Raw genomic sequence first — 26484 nt, forward strand, 5'->3', positions numbered from 1 at the left:
CGCGGTGACTCTCTCTGTCTCTTGGGTCATGTCACCGCCCGCACGGCGCGACGACCTTGAACGGTAGCGTCGCGCCGCTGGCTCGCGTGGCCAGCCGGCGGGGCCTCTACTTGCCGGCGGCCTTGACCGGCCCGCCCTTGCCCTTGCCGGGCTCCGGCTCCGGCTCCGGCGCCTTGCCGCCGCGCGGGCCGCCGCGGCCCTTGCCCTCGTCGGAGTCGCCGGCGGCCGGCACCATCTTGATGGGCCCGCCCTTGGCCGGCCCGTCGCCGTCGCCGGGGGGCTGCGCCACCGGCACGGTGGCCTGATGCGCCGGCGTGATGCCGTGCTTGGCCAGGATCTCCGACTCGATCTTGTTGAAGATGTCGGTGTTCTCCTTGAGGAACTTCTTGGCGTTCTCGCGGCCCTGGCCGATGCGCTCGCCGCGGTAGCTCAGCCACGCGCCGGCCTTCTCGACCACCTTGGCCTCGACGCCCATGTCGATCACCGCGCCCTCGCGGCTGACTCCCTCGCCGTAGGTGATGTCGAACTCGACCTCGCGGAACGGCGGCGCCAGCTTGTTCTTGACCACCTTGACGCGCGTGCGGTTGCCGACCACCTGCTCGCCCTCCTTGATCGCGCCGATGCGGCGGATGTCGAGGCGGACCGACGAGTAGAACTTGAGCGCGTTGCCGCCGGTGGTCGTCTCCGGGCTGCCGAACATCACGCCGATCTTCATGCGCAGCTGGTTGATGAAGATGACCATCGTGCGGCTGCGGGCGACCGCGCCGGTCAGCTTGCGCAGCGCCTGGCTCATCAGGCGCGCCTGCAGGCCGACGTGGCTGTCGCCCATCTCGCCCTCGAGCTCGGCCTTCGGCGTCAGCGCCGCCACCGAGTCGACGACGATGACGTCGATCGCGCCCGAGCGGACCAGCGTCTCGCAGATCTCGAGCGCCTGCTCGCCGAAGTCGGGCTGCGAGACCAGCAGGTCCTCGGTGCGCACGCCGATCTTGCGGGCGTAGCTGACGTCGAGGGCGTGCTCGGCGTCGATGAAGGCGCACACGCCGCCGCGGCGCTGGGCCTCGGCCACCACGTGCAGGGTCAGCGTCGTCTTGCCCGACGACTCCGGCCCGTAAATCTCGACGATGCGCCCGCGCGGCAGCCCGCCGATGCCGAGCGCGATGTCCAGCGGGACCGCGCCGGTCGAGATCACGCCGACCTCGCCTGACGGCATCTTGCCGTCCTTGAGCCGCATGATCGAGCCCTTGCCGAACTGCTTCTCGATGGTCTGCAGGGCCAGCTCGATCGCGGAGTCGCGCTGATTAAGAGCGGGAGGGGTCGGGGGTGTCGTGGCCATGAGCGTTTTGGATCCTCAGTGCGCGGTCTAGCGCCCGCGCATGATCTATAGGAGAACAAGTGTTCCGTATCAAGCGCTTTCGGCCCTTGAAATCCCCTGGATCGCCTCCCCGGGCGCTTCTCCCGGTTTTTCGCCGCCGCGCCGGCCTCCGCTCCGGCCGGCGATCCCCGGTCACAGCGGGCCCGCGGGGACCCGCCCGGCCAGCATGTCCTGCTCCTGGGCCGCGGAGAACGGCGGCGCCAGCAGGCTCGCGTCGCGCTGGCGCGAGCGAAAGTACTCGAAGATGTAGCGCATGCGGTCGCCGAGTTGCGACCAGTCGTCGGCCCCCGAGCCCTGCGCCTCCGGCCCGCCGAACCCGAGCCAGTCCTCGACCCGGTCGGCCAGCCCGAGCCGGCGCTCGCGCGCCTCGTAGGCGCCCAGCTCCTCCGTGAGCTGCACCAGCCGCGGGTGCTCCAGCCGCGCCAGCCCGTCGGGCCACAGCGGCTGCCCCGGCGGCGCCGGCAGGTCGAAGCCGAGCCGCAGCACCTGCCCCGGCAGCGCCATCGTCATCATCAATTCGGTGGCCGCCCGGCGCACCACCACGCCCAGCGCCGCCGCCACCGGCCCCTCGACCACGCCCTGCAGGTCGGTCAGCGGGGCCGACAGCGCCCCGGCGATGTACGGCTGGAGCCGCGTCTGCTCGTGCAGCCCGCACAGCCCGTTGGCCAGCAGCACCAGCTCGGCGCGGATCGCCGGCGAGCGCTCGTGCAGGGCCATGAAGTAGTAGTGAAGCGCCTCGCGCAGCATCGTCTGCCCGCCCTGCGGCTGCCGCTCCAGCGCCCCGTCGGCCGCGAGCGTCACCACGTCGGGCAGGCTCGGCCCCTCGCTGAAACGCCCCACCACGTCGGCCAGCCGCTCCTCGGTGCGCGCCGCGGGCTCGGCGAAGGCCGCCGAAAAGGCCGCGAACGCCTCCCCCAGCTCCGCGAACACGATCGTGTTGCCGCCGCCGACGTGGCGAGCGACCTGCGCCAGCGCCCGCCGCACCGGCGCGCCCACGGCCACGCCGACCGGCAACCCGGGCAGCCGCGCGGCCAGGATCGCCGACACCCCCGCCCCGAGCTCCTCTTCGCGGATGAACTGCCCGGCCTGCTTCGACGCCCACACGGCGAAGATCGGCCAGGCGAAGTCGCCCTGGCCCAGCAGCTGCGCCATCGCCAGCGTGAGGCGGTGATACCCGCGTGTGATCAGGAGGTTGCGCAGGACCGGCTGGTCCGCCATCGCCACGATCTCGCGCACCCGCTCGGGCGTGATCCCATCCACCATCCTCTCATCTTGCCCCGGATTCGCCCGGCAGAGGCCGCTCCCGAGCGGAGCGCCCGCCTCCGCCTCGACGGGCTATCGTGACCCCCGTGCCGACTCGCCCACGCCGCTCCCCGCCCCGAACCCGCGGCGTGCGCGTCGCGGAGCCGCGCGTCTGCTCCACGCGACCGGCCCGCGCGAACGAACCCGCGAGCCAACCCGCGTCCACGAGCCCACTCTCGCAACCTACGTCCGCGCGACTTCGCCTCGCCTCTGCGAGCCCGCTCTCGCAACCTCTGCCCGCACGACTCCGCCTCGCCGCCGCTTCCCTGCTCTCGCAACCGCCCGCCCGGCCTCGCCCGCCTCGTCCCGCGCCGAGCTCCGCGGTCCGCCTCGCGCTCATGCTCCTGTGCGTGCTCGCCGGCGCCTGTCGCCCGCGCGCCGAGGAGCCGCCGGCCGAGGACCGCGTCGTCCTCTCGATCGTCGGCACCAGCGACCTCCACGGCCACCTGCGCGCCCTCCCGCTGCTGGCCGCCCACCTCGAAGCGCTGCGACGCGAGCGCGCCGGGGCCGGCGGCGGCGTCGTCCTGGTCGACGCCGGCGACATGTTCCAGGGCACCCTCGAGTCGAACCTCGTCGAGGGCGCCAGCGTCGTCGATGCCTACGCCGCGCTCGGCTACGACGCCGTGACCATCGGCAACCACGAGTTCGATTTCGGTCCGATCGGCCCGAGGGCTACTGCCACGCCGCCGTTCGGCGCAGGCGAGGCCGACCCGCGCGGGGCCCTGCTGGCGCGCATCGTTCAAGCCCCGTTCCCCTTCCTGTCGGCCAACCTGCGCCGCAAGGACAGCGCACCGCTGGGCCTCGGCGTGCCCTCGCAGATGATCGAGCGCGCCGGCATCAAGGTCGGCATCGTCGGCGTGACCACCGAGGCCACCCCGCACACCACCATCGCCGCCAACGTCGCCGACCTCGAGGTCGCCCCGCTGGCCGCCGCGATCGCCAGCGAGGCCGCCTCGCTGCGCGCCCGCGGGGCCGCGGTGATCGTCGTCGCGGCGCACGCCGGCGGCCGCTGCACCGGCTTCGCCGACCCCGACGACCTGGCGGTCTGCGAGGCCGACCACGAGATCATGGCCGTCGCCCGCGCCCTCCCGCCCGGCGCCGTCGACGTCATCGTCGCTGGCCACACCCACCAGGCCATGGCCCACCGCGTCGCCGGTGTGGCGATCGTCCAGTCGTACGCGCTCGGGGTCGCCTTCGGCCGCGTCGACCTGGTCGTCGATAAAACTTCGGGACATGTCGTATCGAACATGGTCCACGCGCCACGTCGCCTGTGCGCCGCGGCCGAGGCCGACCCCGACGATCCGCTGTCGGTCTGCGATCCACGCGACGACGACGGCCGGCCCCTGACGCCCGACCCCGCGGTGGCCGCCGTGATCGCCCCGGCCCTGGCGACCGCCGACGCGATGCGCGAGCGCCCGCTCGGGCCGACGATCGCCGCCCCGTTCGTGGCCCGACGCCGCGGCGAGAACGCCGTCGGCAACCTGTTCGTCGACCTCATGCTGCGGGCCCGGCCCGACGCCGACGTCGCCATCATCAACGGCGGTGGCGTGCGCGCCGACCTGCCCGCCGGACCGCTGCGCTACGGGGCGCTGTACGAGGCGTTCCCGTTCGACAACCGGTTCGCCCGCGTGAAGCTGCGCGCCGGCGACTTCGCGGCGATGATCGCCGGCAGCCTCGGCGGCGGCGCCTTCTTCTCGCTCGGCGGCCTGGACGCGGTCGCCACCTGCGACGGCCCCGACCTCCGCGTCAGCCTGCAGGCCGCCGGGGTCACGCTCGCGGCGGATCAGGAGATCGTGGTGCTCGCCAGCGACTTCCTGGCCACCGGCGGCGACCGGGCCTTCGCCGGCCTGCAGGAGCGCGGCCTGGCGACCGTCACGCTCGAGGAGGACCCACCGCTGCGCGAGGCCCTGGCCGCCGAGCTCGAGAAGCTCGGCCCCGCCACGCTGGCGCCGCTCGCCTACCACGACCCCGAGCACCCGCGGATCCGCGCCCCCGGCGAGCCACCGGTCCGCTGCCCGTGACCGCGGCGAGCTCCGGAGGCCCGCGCTGCAGCATGTCCACGAGGACATGCCCTGTGAGGCATGTCCTTTAGAGCATGCCCCCTTCGACATGCCCCCTTCGACATGTCCCCTTCGACATGTCCCTTTCGACGAGCGCCGGCTGACGCGGGCCCACGAACTCAATTTTTAAGAACATGTCCCGCGCTACATGACCCGAGGGCCACCCGCCGCCGCGCCGCGCCTCTCGCCGCGACTCGGCCGCGACTCCCCGGCGCGCCGGCGTTCACCGCCAAAACGCCTGCCTGCGGCGAGCGAGATCTTCCTGGCGTGAAGTCGCCGGAGGATTGTGCGGCGAGCGTCTGGAAAACTCTCAAGCTTCGAGTTCGCGGACCTCGGCGAGGCCGCGAGCCACCAGGCGGTCCCACACCAGCTTGAGGGCCACCATCCCTGCCGTGTGCTGGATGAGCGCCCGGTCGCCCCACAGTTGCACGCGCTTGTGCGTGCACGTCTCGGCGTCCGCGACCGCGAAGTCGACCGTGCCGACCGGCTTCTCGGGCGAGCCGCCGCCGGGTCCGGCGATACCGGTGATGCTGACGGCCAGATCGACGCCCAGCGCCCGTCGCGCGCCCTCGGCCATCTCGCGCGCCACCGGTTCGGACACCGCCCCATGGGTGGCGAGACTGTCCTCCGTGACCCCCAAGATCCCCGTCTTCACGCTGTTGGCGTAGGCCACCACCCCGCCGAGGACCACGTCCGAGGAGCCGGCCACAGCGGTGAGCCGCGCGGCCACCCGTCCCCCGGTACAGGACTCGGCGGTGCCGAGGGTGAGGCCCGCCTGGCGACAGGCGGCCAGCACCCGCACCTCGAGCTCGGCCTCGCCGATGCCGTAGAGCGAGCGGCCGAGCGCCGCCTCGAACGGGGCGTCGAAGCTGCGCAGCTCCTCTTCCGTGGCCCGGGCCCCGCCCTCGCCGGCCAGCGCCTCGAGGATCAGCAGCACCTGCGGCGTCGCGGCCCGGTAGTGGAGGTAGACGGCCGCGAGCCCCGCCGAGCGGGCCCGCGCCGCGGCAAGAATCGGCTCCACGTCGACCGCCACGGCCGATTCGCCGCGGCCGATCAGGCGATACACGCGCCGCAGCGGCTCGGGCAGGGCGAACCGCCGGCGCAGCCGCGGCTCGATCTGCTCGGCCATCATCTTCTTCATCTCGCGCGGGACCCCGGGCATGCAGGCCACGAGGGTGCCGCGCGGCAGGTCGACGGCGAAGCCCGGGGCCGTACCGACCGGGTTCGGCAACACGTCGCAGCCCGCCGGCAGGTCGGCCTGCTTGCGATTGATGTCCGGCATGGGTCGGCCGAAGCCGGCGAACACGGCCGCGATCGCGGCCTCGGAGGCGGCGTCGCGGACCAGCGGGACGCCGGCGGCGAGCGCGACGGCCTCGGCGGTGAGGTCGTCCGACGTGGGGCCGAGGCCGCCGGAGACGAGGCAGAGATCGACCGCGCCGTCGCCGACGGCGGCCACGATCTCGGGGATCCGGTCGCGGACCGAAAGCGCCCGGACGACCTCGAAGCCCAGGCGTCGACAGCGTTCGCCGAGGTACGCCAGGTTGGTGTTGACCGTGTCTCCAGCCAACAATTCGTCGCCGATGGTGAGGATCTGGGCCGTGGGCATCGCCCGGGCACCCTAGCACCCCTCTGCGCGCGACGGCCTGGGCGCGGGTGGCTCGGCGGTGCGGGCTGGAGCGCCCTCCGCGCGCCCGGTCGCCGGTCTTTCCGCGCTTGCGAGGGTCCGCTAGGATAAACGCCACCGTGCGACTTCGTTACGCTGCCAAGACCGATGTGGGCATGAAGCGCGCCCACAACGAGGATTACTTCTCGCTGATCGAAGACGAGAAGGTGTTCCTGGTCGCCGATGGCATGGGCGGGCACGCGTGCGGCGAGGTCGCGAGCAAGCTCTCCGGCGACGTGATCAGCGAGTTCTACATGCACTCGAAGGACATGGACGCGACGTGGCCGTACCGCTACGACCCGAACCTGTCCTATCCCGAGAACCGCATGGTCGCCGCCGTGAGGCTGGCCAACGCGCGCATCTACGACGCCGCGCAAAAGAACCCGAACCTGCGCGGCATGGGCACCACGATCGTCGGCTGCATGTTCGTCGGCGACCACGTCTACATCTCCCACGTCGGCGACTCGCGCTGCTACCGGATCAACGCCGAGATCAAGCAGCTCACGCGCGACCACTCGCTGCTCGAGGACTACAAGGACGCGCGGCCCGACATGAGCGAGGAAGAGGCCCGCAACTTCCCGCACAAGAACGTCATCACGCGCGCGCTCGGCATGCGCGACACGGTCCAGGTCGACATCACCAAGCACCAGGTGAACGACGGCGACCAGTTCGTGCTCTGCTCCGACGGCCTGTCGGGCATGGTCGACGACAAGACGATCTTCAAGATCGTGCGCGAGGCCAGCACCCTCGAGAACGCGGTCGCCGAGCTGATCGAGCAGGCCAACCGCGCCGGCGGGACCGACAACATCACCGCCATGCTGATCCAGTGCAACCTCTGACCTGCGGCGCCCACCGGCTCCGCGGCTCGCTCGCTCCCCACCCCATCTTCACGGGTGAATTCTCGTGACCACAGACTCTCCCGCCAATCGCCGCGCCGAGGCCCGCCACCCGGTCCACTTCGAGGTCGACTGCACCTCGGGTGACACCTTTCTCTACGCCCACATCACCGACATCTCGTCGATGGGCATCTTCATCTCGACCGACAAGCCGCTGCCGGTCGGCACCGCGCTGCAGCTCGCGTTCACGCCGCGCGCCGACGCCGGCCAGCCGACGCCGCAGCGGCTCGAGCTGACGGGCGAGGTCATGTGGAGCACGACCGGGCAGGTCGCGCCCGACAAGCCGGGCATGGGCGTGCGCTTCGATCACGCCGCCCCGAAGACGCGCAGCCGCCTGCTCGAGCTGGTGCGCGCGATCGCGTACCTCGACGTCACGACCGACATCAAGCCCTGAGCCCGGCCTCCGCCCGGGCGCTCTCTCGCCCTGCTGGCCCGTATGTCCCTTCGGACACCCAACGACCGTCCCGGCGGCGAGGCCGGAGGCGACGAGCCGTCCGTCGAGCCGCGACGGATCGGCCGGTTCGCCCTGCTCAGACGTCTCGGCGCCGGGACGATGGGCGTGGTCTATGCCGCCTACGACCCGCAGCTCGACCGCAAGGTCGCGGTCAAGCTGCTGAAGCGCAGCGACGGCGGCGAGACGAGCACGCGCTGGCAAGACCGGCTGCTGCGCGAGGCCCAGGCGCTGGCCAAGCTGTCGCACCCCAACGTGGTCCAGATCCACGAGGTCGGCTTCCACGGCGACGAGGTGTTCGTCGCCATGGAGTTCGTCACCGGGATGACCCTTCGGACATGGCTCTCGGAGCAGCGTCGGAGCTGGCGCGAGGTCGCGGCGGTGTTCGCCCAGGCGGCGCGCGGGCTGGCGGCGGCGCACGCGGCCGGGCTGGTCCACCGCGACGTGAAGCCCGACAACATCCTGGTCGGTGACGACGGCCGGGTCCGCGTGGTCGACTTCGGGCTGGTCCGCTTCGGCGACGAGGACGACGAGGAGCACACCGACGAGGTCCCGCTGGCGCGGGCGCACGCGACCCGCACGGCCTCGGGGATCTTGCTGGGGACGCCGGCGTACATGTCGCCGGAGCAGTTCCGCGGCCGCCCGGCCGACGCGCTGTCGGATCAGTTCAGCCTGTGCGTGGCGCTCTACGAGGCGCTGCACGGCGAGCGGCCGTTCGCCGGCGAGACCGCCGACGAGGTCGCGCACGCGGTCGTGCGCGGCCAGCTGGCGCCGCGGCTCGAGCGACCGGTTCCGGCCTGGCTGCAGCGGCTGGTGCTGCGCGGCCTGGCCCACGACCCCGGCGCGCGCTGGCCCGGCCTCGACGCCCTGGCCGCCGAGCTGGCCCGCGACCACGGCCGCCGTCGCCGCGTCGTAGCGATCGCGACCGCCACGACGGCCGCGCTCGTGGCCGTGCTCGCGGCTGTCCTTTGGGTCAGCTCGTGGCGCGACCGCGAGGCCCAGGCCCAGGCCGAGGCGCTGGCCGCCGGGCGCCTGCGCGCGGCCGAGGACAGCATCGACGAGTTCCTCCGCGCCGGTCGCCAGGCCGACGCCGCCGCCGTGCTCGACGCCTTCGTCGCCGTGCCCGAGCACCGCACCACCCGCGCCCTCGCCGACGCCCTGCGCAGCTGGGGCGACCGCATGCGCGCCCGCGACGACATCCCGGCCGCCCGCGCCGCCTATGCCCGCGCCTACGCGGCCGCGCTCGACACCACCGCCGAGCGCACGATCCTCGGCGACTTCGTGCGCCTGTTCCACGAGCAGTGGTCGTGGGACCAGCTCGGCAACCTGTGCACCCTGCTCGCCGGCCAGGCGCCCGCGAGCCCGTGGGCCGGACGCTGCGCCGAGGCGGCGTTCGCCCGCCGTGACTTCGCCGCGATCGCCGAGGCCCGCGCGCGCACGCCCGGCGATCCGACCCTCACCGACCTCGCGCCGCTGGCCGCCGCCTGGGCCGTGGCCACCCCGCTCGGCCACGATGTCCTCGGCGCCGGCACCCTCTCGCCGCCCGGCGCCGCGGAGCCCGAGCTCTACCTCCACGTCGACAGCCCCGCGCCCGGCCGCCTCGACGTCGTCCGCCCGACCCCCGCGCTGCCGCCGGTGCGCAGCTACGCGCTGCCGAGCCGGTTGCCCGCGCGCCTGCAGCCCCTGTCTCTCGGGCCAGGTCAGCCGCCGCTGCTGGTCACCTGGAGCGCCGCCCACCGCCGCGTCTCGCTGGCGGCCGCCGGCCCCGAGCGCCTGGCCGAGCTGATCAGCGTCACCGGCGACGAGCCGCTCGGGGCCGCCGTCGCCGACCTCGACGGCGACGGCGCGCGCGAGGTCTACGTCGGCACCGGTCCGTACGGGCGGGTGCTCCTGTCCTTTCGGACAGGAGCCGACGGGACCTGGCGCGTCGACCATCCGCACCCCGAGACCGACGCTACCAACTCCGACATCAACGCGGTGATCGCCGCCGACCTCGACGGCGACGGCGCCGAGGAGCTGGCGATCGCCGCCGGTCCGTGGCGCGCCTTCGACGTCCGCGTGCTCCGCCCCGGCAAGGGCCGCGCGCTCGAGTTGGTCGCGCGCCGCAAGCTCGGCGCCGTGGTCGGCCTCGCCCCGCTGCGCACCGCCGCCGGCGAGCTCCTGCTCGTCGCCGCCAAGACCGACTACTACCCGAGCAAGATCGCCTTCTCCGCCGAGAACCCCACCGGGCCGCCCGCCGGCGTTTATCTGCTGCGCCTCGCCGGCCGCGAGCTCGAGACCGTGCAGTTCCTGCCCGCGCCGCGTCGCGCCGGCGCGGCCGCCCCGGTCGACCTGCACCGGCTCTACGTCGGCGACCTCGACGGCGACGGCCTCGACGACATCCTGCTCGGCGTCCACGACCCCGAGCTGCAGCCGGGCTTCAGCGTGATCCACCGCCAGCGCCGCGACGGCAGCTTCGGCGCGGCGATCCTGGCCGGCTTCCAGCCGGTCGCGCTGGTCGAGGTCGACGGCGACCCGGCGGCGGAGTTGGTCGTGCGCACCACGGTGGCGACCACCAGCCAGGAGTCGTGGCTGCTCGGCGCCGGCGACGAGGCCACGCCGACGCTGCCGCTCGCGCGCGCGCCCCAGTCGGCGCCGACGCCCGCGCTGGCCGATCCGCTGCTGGCCCGGGCGTGGGAGCGCGCCGAGGAGCTGGCCAGGCTCGACCTGTCCTCCGAGGCAGCTCGCGCCCTCGACGACCTCGCCGGCCTCCTGCCCGACGCGCCGCGCACCGCCGCGCGCCTGCGGGCCGCCGCGCTGCACGAGGCCGCCGGCGATCACCTCGCCGCCGCCGAGCGGTTCGAGCAACTCGGCGAGCAGACCGACGCGCTGCTCGGGGCGGCCCGCGCCTACGAGCGGGCCGGTCGGTTCGCCGACGCCCTGCGAGTGACGCGGCTCCTCGCCAAGCGCGACGACCTGCCGCGCGCCGATGCGGCCCACGTGCGCGACCGCGTGGCCCAGCTGGCCGGGATCGTCGAGGACGTCGAGGTCGTCGCCCTGCGCTTCGACCAGCCGCTGGCGACGCCGTGGCAGATCGACGACCCGACCACCGCGCACCAGGACCTCGTCGGCCAGCACCTGCAGATCGACGCCTTCGCCGGCCACGGCCCGATCGCCCGCTTCCCGTTCGAGTGGTCGACCGGCCCGCTCGGCCTCCAGGTCGACCTCGCGCTCGAGCGCGGGGAGTGGGGCTCGGGCCTGGTGATCGGCGTGCGCCCGGTCGGCAGCCCGGCCCTGCTGTCGGCCGTGCGCATCGACATCATCGGCGGCGGCGGCATGTTCCGCCGCCGCCACCTGTGCCAGGTCGCGGGCCTCGAGGAGCACATCCTGACCCAGGAGTCAGGCGAAGATCCGGCCCGCCCCGGCCACCTCCGCCTCACCCTCGAGCTGCTGCCCGAGCTGGGCCAGATCGTCTGCAGCGCCGTCGTCGACGGCGTCCGCCACGAGCGTCGCTCGCGGCTCACCACCGAGGCCATGCCGCCGCCGGGCCGCTACGAGCTGGTCGTCATGCCGAGCAGCTTCGGCGACCCGGCCAGCCTGTGGAGCTCGGCCAAGCTGCGCGCGCTGACCCTCCGCGGGGCCCGCCGCAGCGCCGCGACCGAGGAGTCGGCGATCGCCTACGCGGCGCGCCTGCTGGTCCAGGGCGAGGCCGAGTCGGCGCTGGTCGAGCTCGAGCGGCTCCCGGGCGACGACCCGAAGCTGGCGATCTGGCGCGCGCTGGCGCTGTCGGAGCTCGGCCGCTGGCACGAGGCCACCGCGGCCCTGCGGCCCGGCCTGCTCGAACACCCGTCGGCCCGCGCGGCCCTGCTCGGCCTGATGCGCGCGCGCCGGCAGACGATCGCCCCGCTGGTCCGCGCCGCCTTCGGCACCGGCTACTTCCGCCTGTTCTGGGAGGCGATGGACGACGTGCTGCGCCACCACGGCGACCCGCTGATCGAGCGCACGCTGACGACCGATCTGTCGGACCTCGGCGAGTTCCGCCCGGCCGCCGGCGACGTCGATGGACATGTCCTCAAGGTCAGGTTGCTGTTCGAGCGCGGCCGGGCCTGGAGCGCGCTGAAGCAGGAGCAGCGGGCCCGCGTCGACCTGGCCGCCGCCGCGGCGCTGGCCGCCCTGCTGCCGGCCGCCCGCCGCACCGACCTCGACATCGACTACGAGCGCGCCGCCCTCGAGGCGGTGGCCGGCCGCCGCGACGCCGCCCGCGAATTCGCCGACCGCGCCCTCCGCAACGCCCCCGCCCGCGAGCTGATGGCCGACCGCATCCGCTTCGACCCCCGCTTCGCCGCCCTCGCCGACGACGCCGCCTGGCAGGCGCTGCTCGGCAACTAGCCCGAACGGACATGTTCTGAAGATTATGCTCCGAGAGACATGCTCGATGGAGCATGTCCTTTAGGACCTATGATCGACCCGTTTCACGACCGTGCCGCGGGTCTGGCGACGAAGAGCCGGACTCCCGAAGGCCTGACGCCCGCGGCGGTCCTCCGTCGCGCAGCCCTCGACGCCGACTGACCAATCTTTAAGAACATGTCCCTTCGATCATGCTCGATCGAGCATGCCCGAAGAGACATCCTCTTCACTTCGGTCCGACGACCTCGCCGCCGACGATCGTCGCGCGCACCGCGGCCGTGCGCAGCTCGAGCGGCGACATCTTCGTGATGTCGCCGGCGAAGCAGGTCAGGTCGGCCAGCATCCCCGGCGCCAGCGTGCCCGCCCACCGCTCGCGGCGGGCCGCGAACGCGGCCCCGCGGGTGAAGGCCGCCAGCGCCTCGTCCAGCGTCAGCCGCTGATCGGGCAACCACCCGCCGGGCGGCTCTCCCTGCGGGTCCTGGCGGGTGATCGCCGCGTACAGCCCGAACGTCGGCTCGACCTCCTCGACCGGGAAGTCGGAGCCGAACGCCAGCGGCACCCCGGCCGCGAGGAAGCGGCGCCACGCGTACGCCCCCGCCAGCCGCTGCGCGCCGACCCGCTGCTCGGTCCACGCCATGTCGCTGGTCGCGTGGGTCGGCTGCATGCTGGCGATCGCCCCGAGCTCGGCGAACCGCGGGATGTCGGCGAGGTCGACGATCTGCGCGTGCTCGACCCGCAGCCGGTGATCGGCCGGCGCCTGCGAGCCGGCCAGCGCCTCGAGCACCGCGCGGATGGCCGCGTCGCCGATCGCGTGCGCGGCCACCTGGTACCGGTGCGCCTGCGCCTGCGTCAGCACCGTCGCCAGCTGCCCCGGCGCGTGCTGGAACATGCCCGTGTGGCCCGGCCGATCGCTGTACGGCTGCAGCAGCGCCGCCCCGCGGCTGCCGAGCGCGCCGTCGACGTAGATCTTGACCCCCTGCAGGGCATAGCGATCGTCCGCGGCTGGCCGATCGGCCAGGTCGGGGAGGCCGTCGCCCAGGCGGAACCACGACTCGTCGGCGTAACCGACCATGCGCAGCTTGAGCAGGCCCTCGGCCGCCAGCTCGCGCAGCAAGCGATCGACATGGCGGGCCACGCCCATCTCGTGCACGCCGACCAGCCCGCGGGCCAGCGCGTAGTCCTGGGCCAGCAGCAGCCGCCGCCGCAGCTCCGGCTCCGGGGGCGCCGGCGTCGGCATCAGGTCCATCGCCGCGTCGATGAGCACCCCCGTCGGCTCGCGCCCTGACGGCCCGTCGCGCAGCAGCACCTCGCCCCCGGTCGGCACCTCCGTCGCCGCCGTGATCCCGGCCGCGCGCAGCGCCGCCGCGTTGGCCCAGCCGGCGTGACCGTCGACGCGGCGCAGCCACACCGGCCGCTCGGGGAACGCGGCCGTCAGCGGATCGTGGCCCGGCATGGCCGCGCCCTGCCAGAGGTTCTGGTCCCAGCCGCGGCCGGTGATCCAGCCGTCGGGCGGGGCGTCGCGGCGCACGCGTTCGACCACCTCGGCGATCGACCGCGCCCCGCGGAGATCGACCTCGACCAGCGCCGAGCCGAGCCCCACCAAATGGGCGTGCGCGTCGGTGAGCCCCGGCACCGCGCTGCCGCCGGCCAGATCGATGACCTGTCCCCGGGGACAGTCGCGGGCCAGCGACTCGGCCGCGGCCCCGCGCGCGACCACTCGCCCGTCCGCCGCCGCGACCGCGCGCGTGATCGGCTCCCGCGGATCGCCGGTCCAGATCGTGCCGCCGCGGACGACCAGCAATCCCTTTCCCTGGTCCGGAGGACAGGTCGCACCGGAGCTGCGCCCGCCCGCACGGCACGCGATCAGCGCGGATGCCCCCGCGAGCCAGCTCCGGCGGCTCAGAAACCGGGCGCGCACGTCGCCCTCCGTCGCTGTGGTCCAGTTCGGTTGCGCTGCATGCGAGGCGCAGCATAACCACCGCGGCCGCGCCGGACCACCGGCGCCAAGGAGACCGCGATGACCTCCCTCAAAGACACCCTTGAAAACAGCATGCAGGAGCTCCGGACGCTGCGCGACGAGATCCGCGTCCGCCTCAACCTCGCCGGCAAGGAGGCCCGCGACCGCTGGGAGCAGCAGCTCGAGCCCCACGTCGAGAAGCTCGAGCAGCAGATCCGCAGCGCCACCGACTCCACGATCGAGTCGATCCGCGACGCCATCGAGCGCGCCCGCACCTCCTTCCACGAGTACCGGGCCCAGCTGACCCAGGGCAGCGCCGGCGGCGTCACCGGCGGCGGCGAGGAGCCCGACTTCTCCCGCGTCGACCCCAAGTCGTGACGCCGCGCGCCGCGCCGGCGCGCTGAGAGGCAGGTCCTGCCGGACGTGCCCGCTCGAGCCCCCGGCCCGGTACCGGCGCCGACAGAGGGCATGTCCTCGCGGACATGCCCTCTCATTCATGGCTTCAAGCACATGGCGCGAAGGACATGTCCCTCGCGCCACGCAACTCACCTCACGTCACAGCTCGATTACAGGTGCGGCTCGCCGTGCAGGTCGTCGAGGCCGAACAGCGCCTCCTCGAGCCCGAGGTCGAGCGCCTCCCACGCGACGCCGGCGTCGTGCGAGCGGAGCACCACCCCGTGGTCGCCGACCGCCTGGCCCTGACCGTCGATCGCCAGGTGCAGCGCCCTCAGCGCGAGGCCCGGCTCGAGCAGCTCCTGGGCGCTGTCGCCGAGATTATCGTCGAGGCGGAGCACCACGCCCGCCGCGCCGACCGCGACCACCAGGTCGGCGGTGCGGGAGATCCGTACCGCGTGCAGGTCGCGGCGCGTGGGCGTCGGCAGGCTCGACCAATGGGCCCCGCCGTCGTCCGAGCGCACGACCAGGCCGCCGGCGCCGACGGCCACCATGCTCTCGCCGTCCGGCGTCACCGCGATGCCCGACAGCGGGCCCTCCGAGGTCGTGAACACCGGCTTCAGCACCTCGCCGTCGAGCTGCCAGATCTGCCCGCTCGCCGTCGTCAGCCACGCGTACGTCCCCTTGGCCGTCGTCGTCACCGAAGTGAAGTCGGCCTCCGCGTCGGGCACCGCGCGGAAGCTGTGGCCGTCGTCGTCGGAGCGCAGCACGATGCCGTCGCCGGCGATGTACGCCGGGGTCGTGCCCGACAGGATCACCGCCCGCAGCGGCGCGCGCGTGCCGACGTCGATCGTCTTCCAGGTCTCGCCGCTGTCGTCGGTGCGCAGCACCACCCCGTCGTCGCCGACGGCCACGCCGGTCGCCTCGCCCTTGCAAGCGATCGCCCGCAGGTCGCCCTCGACCTCGAGCGGGTAGTACCAGACGTCGCCCTCGGGGTTGAGGCGGACCATCGTCGCGTCCTCGCCGACCGCCCACGCGCCGGAGCCGCCGGAGGTCGAGGTGTTCTTCTTGTCGTCGTCGTTACAGCCGACGAGCGGCGCCATCAGCACGAGGAGGATCGGGGTGAGCGCTCGGAGCTTCATGCTCCGACGCTAACCGCCGCCCGACGGCCTCACAAGCAAAAATGCGCGGATTCGCCAGGCCCCGCAGGTGTCCCGCCCGGCCCCCACGCCCCGCAAACTCCGTTCTCTGGCCCGCTCGGGGCCACTTCAGGAGCATGACCATTCAGACATGTCTGTTCGGACATGCAGATGCGGCGCGGCGGAGGCGAACCCAGCGAACCCAGGCGTGACCCGTCGGCGAGAGTGATGCACGGCTCGCCGTCGCCGCGCGCGCGCGGCTCACTGACACACGGGGCCAGGGCCGTCGGCGATGGTGATGCACTTCTTGCCGTCGCCGCACTTGCCGTGCGGGCAGGGGATCCCACAAGTCTGAAACTTGGGGCCGCGCGGGCCGGCGACCCCGTAGTACTCGATGCAGGTCTCACCGGCGCCGCAGGTGATGTCGCCGCAGCGCGGACCGGCCTCTTCGGCGGGGCTCGGCGGGGCGCTGGCGGCCGCGAGGGTGACGCTGCCGTCGGACCACCACGCGCACTCGCGGGCCACGCAGCCACACTTCGCGCCGGCGGGGATCTGCACCTCGAGCGCGTCGCAGGTGCCCGGCGACGACTCACCCGCCGCACACACCTCGTCCGAGCAGCCGCCGCGATGACACGCCGCGTCGTCGCTGCAGTCGTTCTCGAGACCTGTCCCTTCGAACCTGGCGTAAAGGGCATGGTCCTTGGGCACCAGCAGGACCCGCGCGGGCTCGCTCTCGGCCGGCTGCGGCGACTCCGAGCCCTTGCAGGCGGGGGTGGCCACGAGGGCCGCGAGAGCGACGACGACGAGCGCGCGGAAGAGCATCGGGCGGGAGCTTAGCACTCCGGCCCGGTCACGATCACAGCGGCTCGCAGAAGCGGGCCAAGATCGTCTTCACGCCGACGCCCGGGAAGTTGATGGCGAGCTTGACGTTGCTGCCGGTGCCGTCCCAGCCGACCAGCGTGCCCTCGCCGTACTGGCGGTGGCGCACCGCCATGCCCTTGTAGAGCGCCGGCGCGTCGCCCCCGACCGCGGCCGGCCCCCGCCGCGCGGGCGCGGCCACGCCCTCGTCGTAGACGATGTCGCTGTTCCACGACGACTCGCGCACGGGCGCCGGCGCTCGCGGCGGCGCGCTCGGCAGCGACAACCCCTGCGGCACCGCCATCGCCTCGCGCCGGACCACCCCGGGCACCCGCCCGCGCACCGAGTCCGGCGGCAGGTCGCGCACGAACCGCGACGGCGTGCCGATGAACTCCTGGTTGTAGAGCCGCCGCCGCTTGGCCCACGTGATCACCAGCTGCCGCTTGGCCCGCGTGACCGCGACGTAGGCGAGCCGCCGCTCCTCCTCGATCTGCGCCCGCTCCTCGGGGCGCAGCCGCCGGCCCTCCTCGCGCGCCGCGTCCTCGCCCGCGATCACGCGCGAGTGCGGGAACACCTTCTCCTCCATGCCGGTGAGGATGACCTTCTCGAACTCGAGCCCCTTGGCGCTGTGGATCGTCATCAGCCGCACGGCCCGGACCTCGCCGCGTCCGCCGCCGTCGGCGTCGGCGACCAGGCTGACCTGCTCGAGGTAGTCGGCCAGGGTCTGGTCCGGGTGCTCCTGCACGAAATCAGTCAGCGCGCCGACGAACTCGTCGAGGTTCTCGACCCGCGCCTCCGCCTCGTCGCTGCCCTCGTGGACCAGAGCGTCGCGATAACCTGTCCTTTCGAGCACCTCGGTCGCGAGCTGACCGAGCGGCACCCCGGCGTGCAGACGCGCGGCGAGCTCGTCGATCATGGCGACGAACGCGTGCAGGCGCTTGGCCGCCGCGCCGCTGACCCCGGCCTCCTCGGGCGCGCGCGCGATCGTCAGCAGCGAGACGTTGCGGTTGGCCGCGAGCGCGGTGAGGCGGCCGACGGTGGTGTCGCCGATCCCGCGGGCCGGCTCGTTGACGATGCGGGTGAAGTCGAGGTCGCTGTTGGGGTTCTGCAGCAGGCGCAGATAAGCCAGCGTGTCCTTGATCTCCTTGCGCTCGAAGAACCCGAGCCCGCCGAAGATCGCGTAGCGCATGCCGCGGTCGGTCAGCTGCTGCTCGATCACCCGCGACTGCGCGTGCGTGCGGTAGAAGACCGCGATCTCCTCCGCCGGGATGTCTTCGTTGAGCGCGTCGAGGATCTCGTTGACGACGAAGCGGGCCTCCTCGCGCTCGTCCTCGCAGGCGCGCAGCGTCACCAGCGAGCCGTCGCCGAGCTCGCTCCACAGCGTCTTGCCGAGCCGGCCCTCGTTGCGGCGGATGATCGCGTCGGCGCAGCGCAGGATGTGGCCGGTGCTGCGGTAGTTCTGCTCGAGGCGGATCAGCTCGCAGCCGGGTCGCTGATCGGGGAAGCCGAGGATCTGCGACACGTCGGCGCCGCGCCAGCCGTAGATCGCCTGGTCGTCGTCACCGACCACGCACAGCTGGGCCCGGCCCGACAGCAGCTCGACCAGCCGCGCCTGGACCGGGTTGGTGTCCTGATACTCGTCGACGACGACGTGGAGGAACCGCCGCTTGAGCCCGATCACCGGGTCGACGTCGACCAACTGCGCGCCCGGCCGCGGCTGCTCCGTCCCGGCCTTTTCCAGCAGCTTGACCGCCAGCACCAGCAGGTCGCCGAAGTCGGCCGCGTCGGCGGCCCGCAGCAGCTCTTCGTAGCGGCGCCCGAGCAGCGCGACCAGCCGCGTCATGAAGCCCTCGAGCCCGAGCTGCTCGACCTGCGAGATCGTGAGCCCGCGGTTCTTGAGCTGATCGAGGTGGCCGAGGATCGCCCGCGGCTTGACCTGGTCCTCGTCGCGGTTCAACTCCTTGAACACGCGCTTCATCAGGCGGGTCTGGTCGTCGGTGTCGTAGATGGCGAAGTTGCGCGACAGCCCGACCGACTCGCCGTGGCGGCGGAGGATCCGCGCCGAGATCGAGTGGAACGTGCCGACCCATAGCTGCGACACGTCGACCTTGCCCTCGCACATCTTCTCCATGCGCGCGCGCATCTCGGCGGCGGCCTTGTTGGTGAAGGTGACGGCGAGGATCCGCCACGGCGGCACGCCCTCGTCCATGAGCGCGGCGACGCGGTGGGTGATGACGCGGGTCTTGCCGGTGCCTGCGCCGGCGAGCACGAGGAGCGGCGAGCCGCGGTGCTCGACCGCCGCCTGCTGGGCCGGGTTCAACTGCACGGCCCGGGCCTATACCACGGCTTCGCGGACCGGCGCGAACGCGAACTCGACGCCACGGGCGTCGAGCTCGACCCGCACCTCGCGCCGCCGGCTGTCGCCGATGTCGCCGGGCTCGTCGACGATCCGCGCCGGACGCACCTGCTGCAGCACGACGGTGAAGCCGACCGCGGGCGCCCCGAGCGTCAAGGTCGCGGCGCGCCCGTTGCTGCGCCCGGCCTGGACCGCCTCGAGCCAGCGCGTGAACCCGAGGGCCTTGTTCTCCGCAAGCACCAGCGCGAGCCGTCCGACCGTCGGCGGCTCGACCCGACGCACGGTGTGGAGCCCGTCGTCGCCGGGCGGACGCTCGATGCGCTGGCGGATCGTGAGGCCCTCGATCCGCCGCACCTGGCTGCACGCCTCCTCGAGCCCGTCGATGTGCAGCTCGGGATCGGTGGCCGGCAGCGGCCTGCGAGCCTCGATCGCCTCGCCGCCGAGGTGCCCGCCGTTGTAGCTGCGCCGCGAGCCGTGCAGGCTGAACTTGACGCCCAGCTTCAAGCTGTCCCGAAAGCCATATTCGTAGGAGGCCAGCGAGAGCTCGGTGACGACGCCGCCGGCGAAGCTGAGGCGGCTCATCTCGGCGGTGCCGTCGTCGGCGAGGATCACCTGGCCGCGCACCGGCGTCGGTCGGCTCGCCGTCATCGACGCCGCGACCCAGGCGTAGAGCTCGTGCGGCATGCCGGGCCAGCAGCGCAGCGTCAGCTCCTCGTAGCGGTCGATCCGGACGGGGCCCCCGAGCTCACCGGAGGTGAACGCACCCGAGACGTCGGTGAGCCACCCGCAGGGCTTGCCGTCCAACTCGAGCGCGTACTTGTTGGACGTCGGCCCGCGTTTGCTCGGCGCCGTCTTCACCGAATCACCGTCCCCCGGGGCCGACCTTAGCACGGGGACGGCGCGCGCCGCCTAGCCCCAAAACCACGAGCCGACCGGCACCGCGGATCGCGGGCCGGGCGCGGCTTCGGGCCCCGGACGCGCTCACGGGCCGCCGCCGATCCACGAGAACGAGCTGCTGGCGCTGGCCGAGTAGGAGCTGCTGACGGTCGCGACCTGCGAGCCGGTCGCCGCCTGCGAGCCGCTGCCGCTCGAATTTGCCAGGGTGGCGTGGGCGGGGATCCGCACGGTGAAGGTGGAGCCCATCCCGGGTGTGCTCTCGACGGTGATGTCGCCGCCCATCATGCGAACCAGGCGACGGCTGATCGCCAGGCCGAGCCCGGTGCCCTCGTACTTGCGCGACGACTCGAGGTCGCCGCGCGAGAACGGCTGGAACAGCTCGCGCACGATCTCGGGCGACATGCCGATGCCCGAGTCGGTGATCTTGAAGGTCACCCACTCGTCGATCGGCTCGCCCTGGCGGCCCGGCTCGCGCGCGACCGCGAGCTTGACCACGCCGGCCTCGGTGAACTTGCAGGCGTTGTGCAGCAGGTTGACCAGCGCCTGGCGCAGGCGGGTCTTGTCGACGGTGACGGCCCCGAGCCCCGCGGCCGGGCGGATCAGCTCGAGCCGGTTGCGCCGCGCCTCGGCCTGCGGGCGGATCATGCCGGCGACGTCGTGCACGAGGTCGTCGAGGGCGAAGGTCTCCCAGAACATGTCGATGCGCCCGGCCTCGATCTTCGACAGGTCGAGCACGTCGTTGATGATGTTGAGGAGGTACTTGCCGGCGCCGCGGATCTTCTCGAGGTCGGTGCTGGCCGCGCGCACGCCCTGGTCCTCGAGCTCGTCGCGCAGCAGCTCGGCGTAGCCGATGATCGCGTTGAGCGGCGTGCGCAGCTCGTGGCTCATGTTGGCGAGGAAGAAGCTCTTGGCCTGGTTGGCGCGGATCGCCTCGTCGCGGGCGCGGTTCAGCTGATCATTGACGCGCTGCAGCTCGGTGTTCGAGTGGATCAGCCGGCCCTCGGCGCGGTGGCTGGCGACGAAGAACAGCAGCGTCGGCCCGAGCGTCAGCGTGAAGGTCGTCAGGATCATCAGCAGGTAGGACCAGTGCTGGGCCGCCACCGTGACCGCCGAGCGCGGCGCGAGGGTGTAGTTCGACAGCTCGCCGACGAAGAAGCTGACGACCACGAAGCCGATGCAGAAGATGATCTGGGCCCGCTCGCGCGCCTCGAAGCACACCAGCGGGAAGCCGATGATCGGGAACATGATGAACTGCAGGCCGGCCGGCTCGCCCAGCATCGAGGCGAAGAACACGATCGCGGTGCAGCAGCAGATGCACAGGCCGATCCGCGAGACGTTGAACCAGCCGAACTTGTTGGTCGCCATGCAGGCGAAGTAGGCCAACCAGAACGGGATGATCGTCAGCGCCTCGGCGTAGAGGCCGAGCGTGACGAACAGGCCCATGTACGCGAGGATGACCGCGAGGCAGACGACGAAGACCTGGTTGGTCAACATCACGCGCGCCGCGAGGGCGGGGGAGCCCGTGTAGGGGACCCCCCACAGCATCGCAGCGCGGAGTCTGTTCCAGAGAGAGCTCGGCACAGCCGGGATGACCTCTTTACCACGGCCGCGCCGTTCTAGCGAACCGCCGCCGCGAGCGCCGCGGCCTCCAGCGGCGCGTCTCGGTCCGTCCTCGCCCCGAGCTGCCGGCCCGTCACCGGCGGCGACCCAGGTCCGCGAACGCCCCGTGCAGCGATGTGCGCCACACCCCAGCGCGCGTGCGACGTGCGACGATCTCCTGCCCCCTCGCCCCGCGCCGCGTCATCCGCACGACCTCGCCTCGCCGCCGCGAGGGACGCCCGAGCCCGCGACGATCGCCGCGGGCTCGCCTCGTCACGCCGCCGCGCTGCCGTAGCTGCGCATGCTGAGGCGGGCGCGGTAGCGCATCGTCTCCTGCATCCACACCAGGTTGCCGCGGACGAACGACCCCAGGTCGGCGACGTAGCCGAGCACCGCCGGCGCGCCCAGGCCCTGGTAGTCGCGCAGGCTGGCCGCCAGCGCGTCGAACGCGTCCTCCTCGGCGCTCTGCATCGCCATCGCCCGGGTCAGCGCCTCGTCGAGCCCGAGGTTCTGGTCGGCCTGCAACACGAGCACGAGGTTGTGCGGGTTCTGCTCGACCATCTCCTTCTCGAGCGAGCCGATGTCGTTGGCCCAGCAGATCGCGTTGTTGGCCAGCAGCTCGAGCTGTTGCACCACCACGTGCTGACGGACGTCGCCGAGCGACTCGTGGCGGACCAGCTCGATGAGGGCGAACACCACCCCGGCGGCGCCGGTGAAGGGCCGCATCTTCAGGTAGATCGGCAGCGCCGGTCGGAGCTGGTGCAGCAGGTTCCGCAGCTCCCACACGTTGCTCTGGAAGTAGCGCTCGACCTCGGCGACAAACCGCGGCATGAAGCCTTGCGCGGCCCACGCTGCGGTGCGCGCGCCCAGCTCGGCCAGCATGTGGACCAGCGGCTCGTCGTCGTCGAGCGGCGGGCTGCCGCGGAGCACCGCCGACATCCGCACCTGCGCATCGTGAAGACGCTTCAGCGGATCGGGGGCGGCGGCGACGTCGTCACACAGGGCGTCGTCGTAGAAGAACAGCCAGGTGATCCAGTCGCACACGAGGCGCAGCTCGGCCAGCGGGGCCCGGGGCAGGCCCCGCGCGGCCAAACGGGCGAACTTCGCCGCCTGCAGCTTGCGCAGCCGGCCCGGGCTCAGCGCGACCGCGGGGAAGAAGCGCAGCACCCACGCGATCCCCTCGCGCTCCACGAGCTCCGCATACCGGTTGATCGGAGCAGCGTGCGGTTCAAAGATCGACGTCTGAAGCAGCGAGGACATCTTGGTTCCGAAGAGCAACCCCTGCGGTGATCCATCCCAACCCATGCCAAGCTTATCCCGTGATGATGCCACTTCATGGCACGACTCGCAGCCGCTTCAACCTCACCATTCGGTGGTGATATACTTCTGCACAGGTGTTCGAGCGCCCCACTCTCACGGCCCTCGCGTGGCTCGCCGTTTGCGCCGCGCTCGGCCTCGTCGCTGCGGCTCGGGGCAGTGAGGCTCAGGTGTGGGGCCTGATCCCCGCAGCCCACAAACCTGTGATCGAGATCGACTTGCGCGTTCGCCTCGACGACGGCGCGCCGGACGAGGCCCTCGAGGCCGCGGTCGCGGCACTGGAGCCGCTCGCCGGTCGCTGCCCGCTGGCCCCGCCGCCGGCCGAGGCCCGCCGCTGGCTCGACGCCCACGCGCTCTCGCTGCTGCCGCGCGACTATCACGCGGCGCTCGCCGACCGGCTCGCGCCGGATGCCCTGCGTTCGGCCATCGCCGGGGCCAGGGCTCGGCTCGCCAGTCCGTTCGCCGGGCTCGTCGGTGACGACCTGCGCCGCGACCCGCTGCGCCTCGCAGAGCTCGCCCCGCAGCTGTCCGGTCGCCTCGGCTTCCTCGCCGACGCCGGCCCCGAGGCGTCGGTCCGCGGCGACCTCGTGGCCCCTGACGGGCGCGCCGCTCTCCTCTGCTTCCACACCGGCGGTTCGGCCCACGAGCTGCGCGCCGGTGCGGCCGCGCTCGTGGCCGGGCACCCGGTCTCGCTGTCCGTGGTCGGCGCCCCGGCCCGCGACGAAGCGGCCTCGGCCGCCATGGCCGCCGCTCCGCGGGTGCTGACGACGCTGGCCGCCGCGCTCACCCTGGTCCTCGCGCTCGCGTTCCGCAGCGTGCGCCCGGTGGTCGCCCTGCTGCTGGCGATCCTCGGCCCTGCGGCGCTGCTGGCCGTCCTCGTCGCGCCGCTCGGCCTGCTCGACCTGCCGCTGCTCGCGCTCGCTGTCGGCATCTCCGCCGCTCCGGCGCGCCCTGACTGGACGACCACCGCTCTCTCTGCCCTCGCCCTGACCCCACTCCTTCTCACGCCGTACCCGGCCTGGCAGACCTGGGGTCTGGCGTGGGCAGCGGGCCTCGCCGCCGCCGGCCTGGCGCGGCGCCTGGTCCAGCCCGCGTTGGCCGCCTGGCTCGGCAAGCCGGCGGGCGAGCGGGCCCCGTTCGCCCGCCCCGACCCGCCGCCGCTGCGCCTCGGCCTGGCCCTCGCGGCCGCGGCCGCGTGCGCGCTGATCCTGTCCTTTGGGGCATGGTCTTCACGACATGTCCGTTTCGACAGCCCGAGCCCGCTGCCGCTGGCCGCCCCCGAGCTGGCGGCCGCCGAGGCGGCGGTGCGGGCCGAGTTCTTCCGCCCCGAGGACGTCGCGCTGCTCCACAGCCGCGGCGCCGATCCGGAGGAGGCGCTGGCGCGCGCGGCCGAGGAGCTGCCGGCGCTGCTGTCGTTGGTGCCGACCCGCATCGATCGCGTCGACGCGCCCGGGGCCTTCGTGGTCGCCGAGCCCGAGCTCGAGGCCCGCCTCGACGGCCTGCTGGCCCTCGACATCCGCGGCCGGCTCGAGCTGCTGCGCACGACGATCGCCGAGTTCGGCATGCGCCCCGACGCGTTCGGCGAGTTCATCCGCGGCGCCGGCGACGACCTGCGCCAGCCGCCGAGCCCCGAGGCCGCGCTGGCCGGCCCGCTCGGGCCGTGGCTGACCGGCAAGTTCGGCCCCGACGGCGTCGTCACCCGCGCCTATCTCGCCAGCGAACCGGACGCCCTGCCGGCGGAGCTCGACCTGCGCGGCCCCGGCGTGTTCGCCCGCTCCGAGCACGACCGCTTCTCCGCCCGCGCCGGCGCGATCGCGGCCGCCGGCGCGTGGCTGTCGGCGCTGGTCGTGTGGCTGGCGACCCGCCGCCTGGCCCTGGCCCTGGCCCTGGCCCTGGCCGCGATCGTGGCCCAGTGCGGCCTGCTGATCCTCCTCCACGCGCTGGGCCGCTCGTTCGGCCCGCTGACCCTGCCGGTGTTCCTGCTGGCCGGCTCCGCCGCGGTGGTCGCCGGCCTACGCGCGGTCCGGGCCCTGGCCGCCGGCCGCCCGTGGATCGACCCCGGCCGCCTCGCCAACGCCCTCGGCCCGCTCGCCGCCGCCCTGGCCCTGCTGGCCGCCCCCGAGCCGGTCTGGCGCTCGCTCGCGATCGCGGCCGGCCTGGCCGTCCTGTGCGCCCACGGCGTCGGCGGCCTGCTCGGCCCCCTGCTCTACTCCCTCACCAGCCGCGCCGGCGAACGCTTCTACCGCCGCCGCGCCTGACACGTCCCGTGCGCCAAGCCCTTGCTTCAGGCGAAATGAACCAAAGGACATGTCCTCCAGCACCTTGCCCATGCGACCTGTCTCCTCGGACATACCCGATTCGCCCGCTCGAGGCCGCTACACGGCGCTCGGCAGACAACATGAACTTGGGGACATGTCCCCCAGAGCATGGCTCATGAGCCCTGTCCTATCGACCATCCTTCCGCCCGTCGCGCCACCCCCCTCGCGCTCGCGGGTGCTCCCGCCGGTCCTCGCCCCGTCCGCGTGATCGCATGAGCTCGCGCCGCACGTTCCTCTGCCTCGCCGCCGGCGCCCTCGCGCTGACCGCCGACCGTGCCGTGGCCCAGGCGCCGGTGGTCGATCGCCAGCTCGCGCGCCGGCTCGAGCTGTGGGCCAAGGCCGCCGCGGGCACGCGCGTGCTGGTGGCCCGCTACGCGCTGACCCGCCAGTCGACGCTGCTGCAGGAGCCGCTCAAGACGGCCGGCACCCTGCTGGCGCGCGCCCCGGACACCCTGGTCCTGCGCGACGACACCCGCGCCGGCGCGACCACTCGCCTGGCGCGCGGCCGGCTCGAGATCCGCCCCAACGACCCCGCCCTGCCGGCGCTGGCCGAGGCCCCGAGCCCGACCGTCACCTGGCTCTTCGAACACGTCCTGGCGCTGTTCAGCGTCCCCGAGGGCGCGGGCGAGCCGAGCGCCGCGCTGCAGGCCGACGCCCGCCTGACCGTCCCGCGCGGACCGGGTCACCTGCTGTCGATCACCCCGCGCCGCGACCACCCGGCGCGCCGGGAGATCCGCGACCTCGTGGTCCACCTCGACCCGCACACCGGCGACGTCGACCAGCTCGACCTCGTCGAGGCCGGCGGCGACAAGCTCCTCATCACCTTCAGCCAGCGCCGCCGCGACGCGCCCGACGACGAGGTCGCGGCGCTGCTGCAACCGACATGATCTTCAGGACAGGTCGAGACGGCGCACCGGCGACCTGGCTTCGAGGACAGGCCACGATTACGACCGACCTGACCTTCCAGCCGGGTCGCCAGGCCGTCGCGCCACCGCTGCAAGCAACCTGACCTTCCATCCAGGTCATCACCGGCACGCCAGCGACATGACCTTCAGGACAGGTATCCGCCGCGATCGACCTGACAATCCAGCCAGGCCACCGCTGCAAGCACTCTTCCAGCCAGGTCATCACCGGCGCGCCAGCGACATGACCTTCAGGACAGGTATCCGCCGCGATCGGCCTGCCCTTCCTGCCAGGTTATCGCGGCATACCGGCGGCCTGCCACCGCTCTAGTCGACCTCACGGCGCGCCGGTCGACCTGACCTTCGGGACACATCGTGCGCCGCGCCGGTCATGCGCCCTCTCTCGGGCCGCTCCCCCGCCGAACCGCGGTCATCCTCTCGCCGCTCCGGCGTGCATCGGGCGGGCGCGGCGAGATCTCGAAAGGGCGGCCACGGCGGCCGGCGCCCTCGTCTGCCACCACCGACAGGATCCGCGGGAAGACCCGCTCACGGCCTCGGGATTCGCCTCGCCGCGGGTGCGGCTGGCTCACGCGACCGCGGCTGCTTCGCCGCGGCCGC

17 protein-coding genes are annotated in these 26484 nt (G+C 73.3%); 7 read left to right on the top strand and 10 right to left on the bottom strand.

Annotated elements, in window-relative coordinates; all coding sequences use genetic code 11:
- Positions 1 to 106: 106 nt before the first annotated feature.
- On the bottom strand, positions 107 to 1333 hold the full coding sequence (recA, locus tag POL25_RS28075; protein ID WP_272089301.1) for a recombinase RecA: 1227 nt from the start codon (positions 1331 to 1333) through the stop codon (positions 107 to 109).
- A 171-nt stretch (positions 1334 to 1504) separates the two neighbouring features.
- On the bottom strand, positions 1505 to 2635 hold the full coding sequence (locus tag POL25_RS28080) for a hypothetical protein (RefSeq protein WP_272089302.1): 1131 nt from the start codon (positions 2633 to 2635) through the stop codon (positions 1505 to 1507).
- A 377-nt stretch (positions 2636 to 3012) separates the two neighbouring features.
- On the opposite strand from POL25_RS28080, the gene POL25_RS28085 reads away from it, so the two are divergent.
- Positions 3013 to 4695: a bifunctional metallophosphatase/5'-nucleotidase gene (locus POL25_RS28085; protein ID WP_272089303.1), complete on the top strand. Its 1683-nt coding sequence runs from the start codon at positions 3013 to 3015 to the stop codon at positions 4693 to 4695.
- Positions 4696 to 5044: 349 nt separating this feature from the next.
- On the opposite strand, the gene POL25_RS28090 is transcribed toward POL25_RS28085, so the two are convergent.
- Complete coding sequence (locus tag POL25_RS28090; protein WP_272089304.1) at positions 5045 to 6340, bottom strand: CinA family nicotinamide mononucleotide deamidase-related protein; 1296 nt, start codon at positions 6338 to 6340, stop codon at positions 5045 to 5047.
- A gap of 137 nt (positions 6341 to 6477) precedes the next feature.
- Here POL25_RS28090 and POL25_RS28095 point away from each other — a divergent pair, with 137 nt between their 5' ends.
- From POL25_RS28095 to POL25_RS28105, 3 genes are all read left to right on the top strand, one after another.
- Positions 6478 to 7236 carry a Stp1/IreP family PP2C-type Ser/Thr phosphatase gene (locus tag POL25_RS28095; RefSeq protein WP_272089305.1) on the top strand — a complete coding sequence of 253 codons (759 nt, stop codon included), beginning with the start codon at positions 6478 to 6480 and terminating at the stop codon, positions 7234 to 7236.
- A 64-nt stretch (positions 7237 to 7300) separates the two neighbouring features.
- Positions 7301 to 7687, top strand: a complete 387-nt coding sequence (locus POL25_RS28100) for a TIGR02266 family protein (protein ID WP_272089306.1) — start codon at positions 7301 to 7303, stop codon at positions 7685 to 7687.
- 42 nt (positions 7688 to 7729) lie between these two features.
- A complete protein-coding gene (locus POL25_RS28105; RefSeq protein ID WP_272089307.1) occupies positions 7730 to 12112 on the top strand; it encodes a serine/threonine-protein kinase in 4383 nt (1460 codons plus the stop codon).
- Between the two features lie 244 nt (positions 12113 to 12356).
- On the opposite strand, the gene POL25_RS28110 is transcribed toward POL25_RS28105, so the two are convergent.
- The gene (locus POL25_RS28110; RefSeq protein WP_272089308.1) at positions 12357 to 13931 is read right to left on the bottom strand and encodes an amidohydrolase; all 1575 of its coding nucleotides are present in this window, start codon (positions 13929 to 13931) and stop codon (positions 12357 to 12359) included.
- A gap of 216 nt (positions 13932 to 14147) precedes the next feature.
- Here POL25_RS28110 and POL25_RS28115 point away from each other — a divergent pair, with 216 nt between their 5' ends.
- Positions 14148 to 14465, top strand: a complete 318-nt coding sequence (locus POL25_RS28115) for a hypothetical protein (RefSeq protein WP_272089309.1) — start codon at positions 14148 to 14150, stop codon at positions 14463 to 14465.
- Positions 14466 to 14653: 188 nt separating this feature from the next.
- Here the strand turns inward: POL25_RS28115 and POL25_RS28120 are convergent, their stop codons facing one another.
- The 6 genes from POL25_RS28120 to POL25_RS28145 all read right to left on the bottom strand — a co-directional run bounded on the left by POL25_RS28120 (position 14654) and on the right by POL25_RS28145 (position 22589).
- Positions 14654 to 15622, bottom strand: coding sequence for a WD40/YVTN/BNR-like repeat-containing protein (locus tag POL25_RS28120; protein ID WP_272089310.1), 969 nt, complete (start codon positions 15620 to 15622; stop codon positions 14654 to 14656).
- A 258-nt stretch (positions 15623 to 15880) separates the two neighbouring features.
- Positions 15881 to 16441, bottom strand: coding sequence for a hypothetical protein (locus POL25_RS28125; protein WP_272089311.1), 561 nt, complete (start codon positions 16439 to 16441; stop codon positions 15881 to 15883).
- 34 nt (positions 16442 to 16475) lie between these two features.
- Positions 16476 to 18803, bottom strand: coding sequence for an ATP-dependent helicase (locus tag POL25_RS28130; protein WP_272089312.1), 2328 nt, complete (start codon positions 18801 to 18803; stop codon positions 16476 to 16478).
- Between the two features lie 9 nt (positions 18804 to 18812).
- Complete coding sequence (locus POL25_RS28135) at positions 18813 to 19691, bottom strand: hypothetical protein (protein ID WP_272089313.1); 879 nt, start codon at positions 19689 to 19691, stop codon at positions 18813 to 18815.
- Between the two features lie 123 nt (positions 19692 to 19814).
- Positions 19815 to 21275 (bottom strand): sensor histidine kinase, encoded by a 1461-nt coding sequence (locus POL25_RS28140; protein ID WP_272089314.1) that lies wholly within the window; start codon positions 21273 to 21275, stop codon positions 19815 to 19817.
- A gap of 327 nt (positions 21276 to 21602) precedes the next feature.
- Entirely contained in the window at positions 21603 to 22589 is a 987-nt protein-coding gene (locus POL25_RS28145) for a terpene synthase family protein (RefSeq protein ID WP_272089315.1), read from the bottom strand.
- A gap of 134 nt (positions 22590 to 22723) precedes the next feature.
- On the opposite strand from POL25_RS28145, the gene POL25_RS28150 reads away from it, so the two are divergent.
- Positions 22724 to 24904: an MMPL family transporter gene (locus POL25_RS28150; RefSeq protein WP_272089316.1), complete on the top strand. Its 2181-nt coding sequence runs from the start codon at positions 22724 to 22726 to the stop codon at positions 24902 to 24904.
- 272 nt (positions 24905 to 25176) lie between these two features.
- Positions 25177 to 25851 (top strand): LolA-like protein, encoded by a 675-nt coding sequence (locus POL25_RS28155; RefSeq protein WP_272089317.1) that lies wholly within the window; start codon positions 25177 to 25179, stop codon positions 25849 to 25851.
- Positions 25852 to 26484 lie beyond the last annotated feature (633 nt).

It is taken from the genome of Nannocystis bainbridge, assembly GCF_028368995.1.
Classification (GTDB): Bacteria; Myxococcota_A; Polyangia; order Nannocystales; family Nannocystaceae; genus Nannocystis; species Nannocystis bainbridge.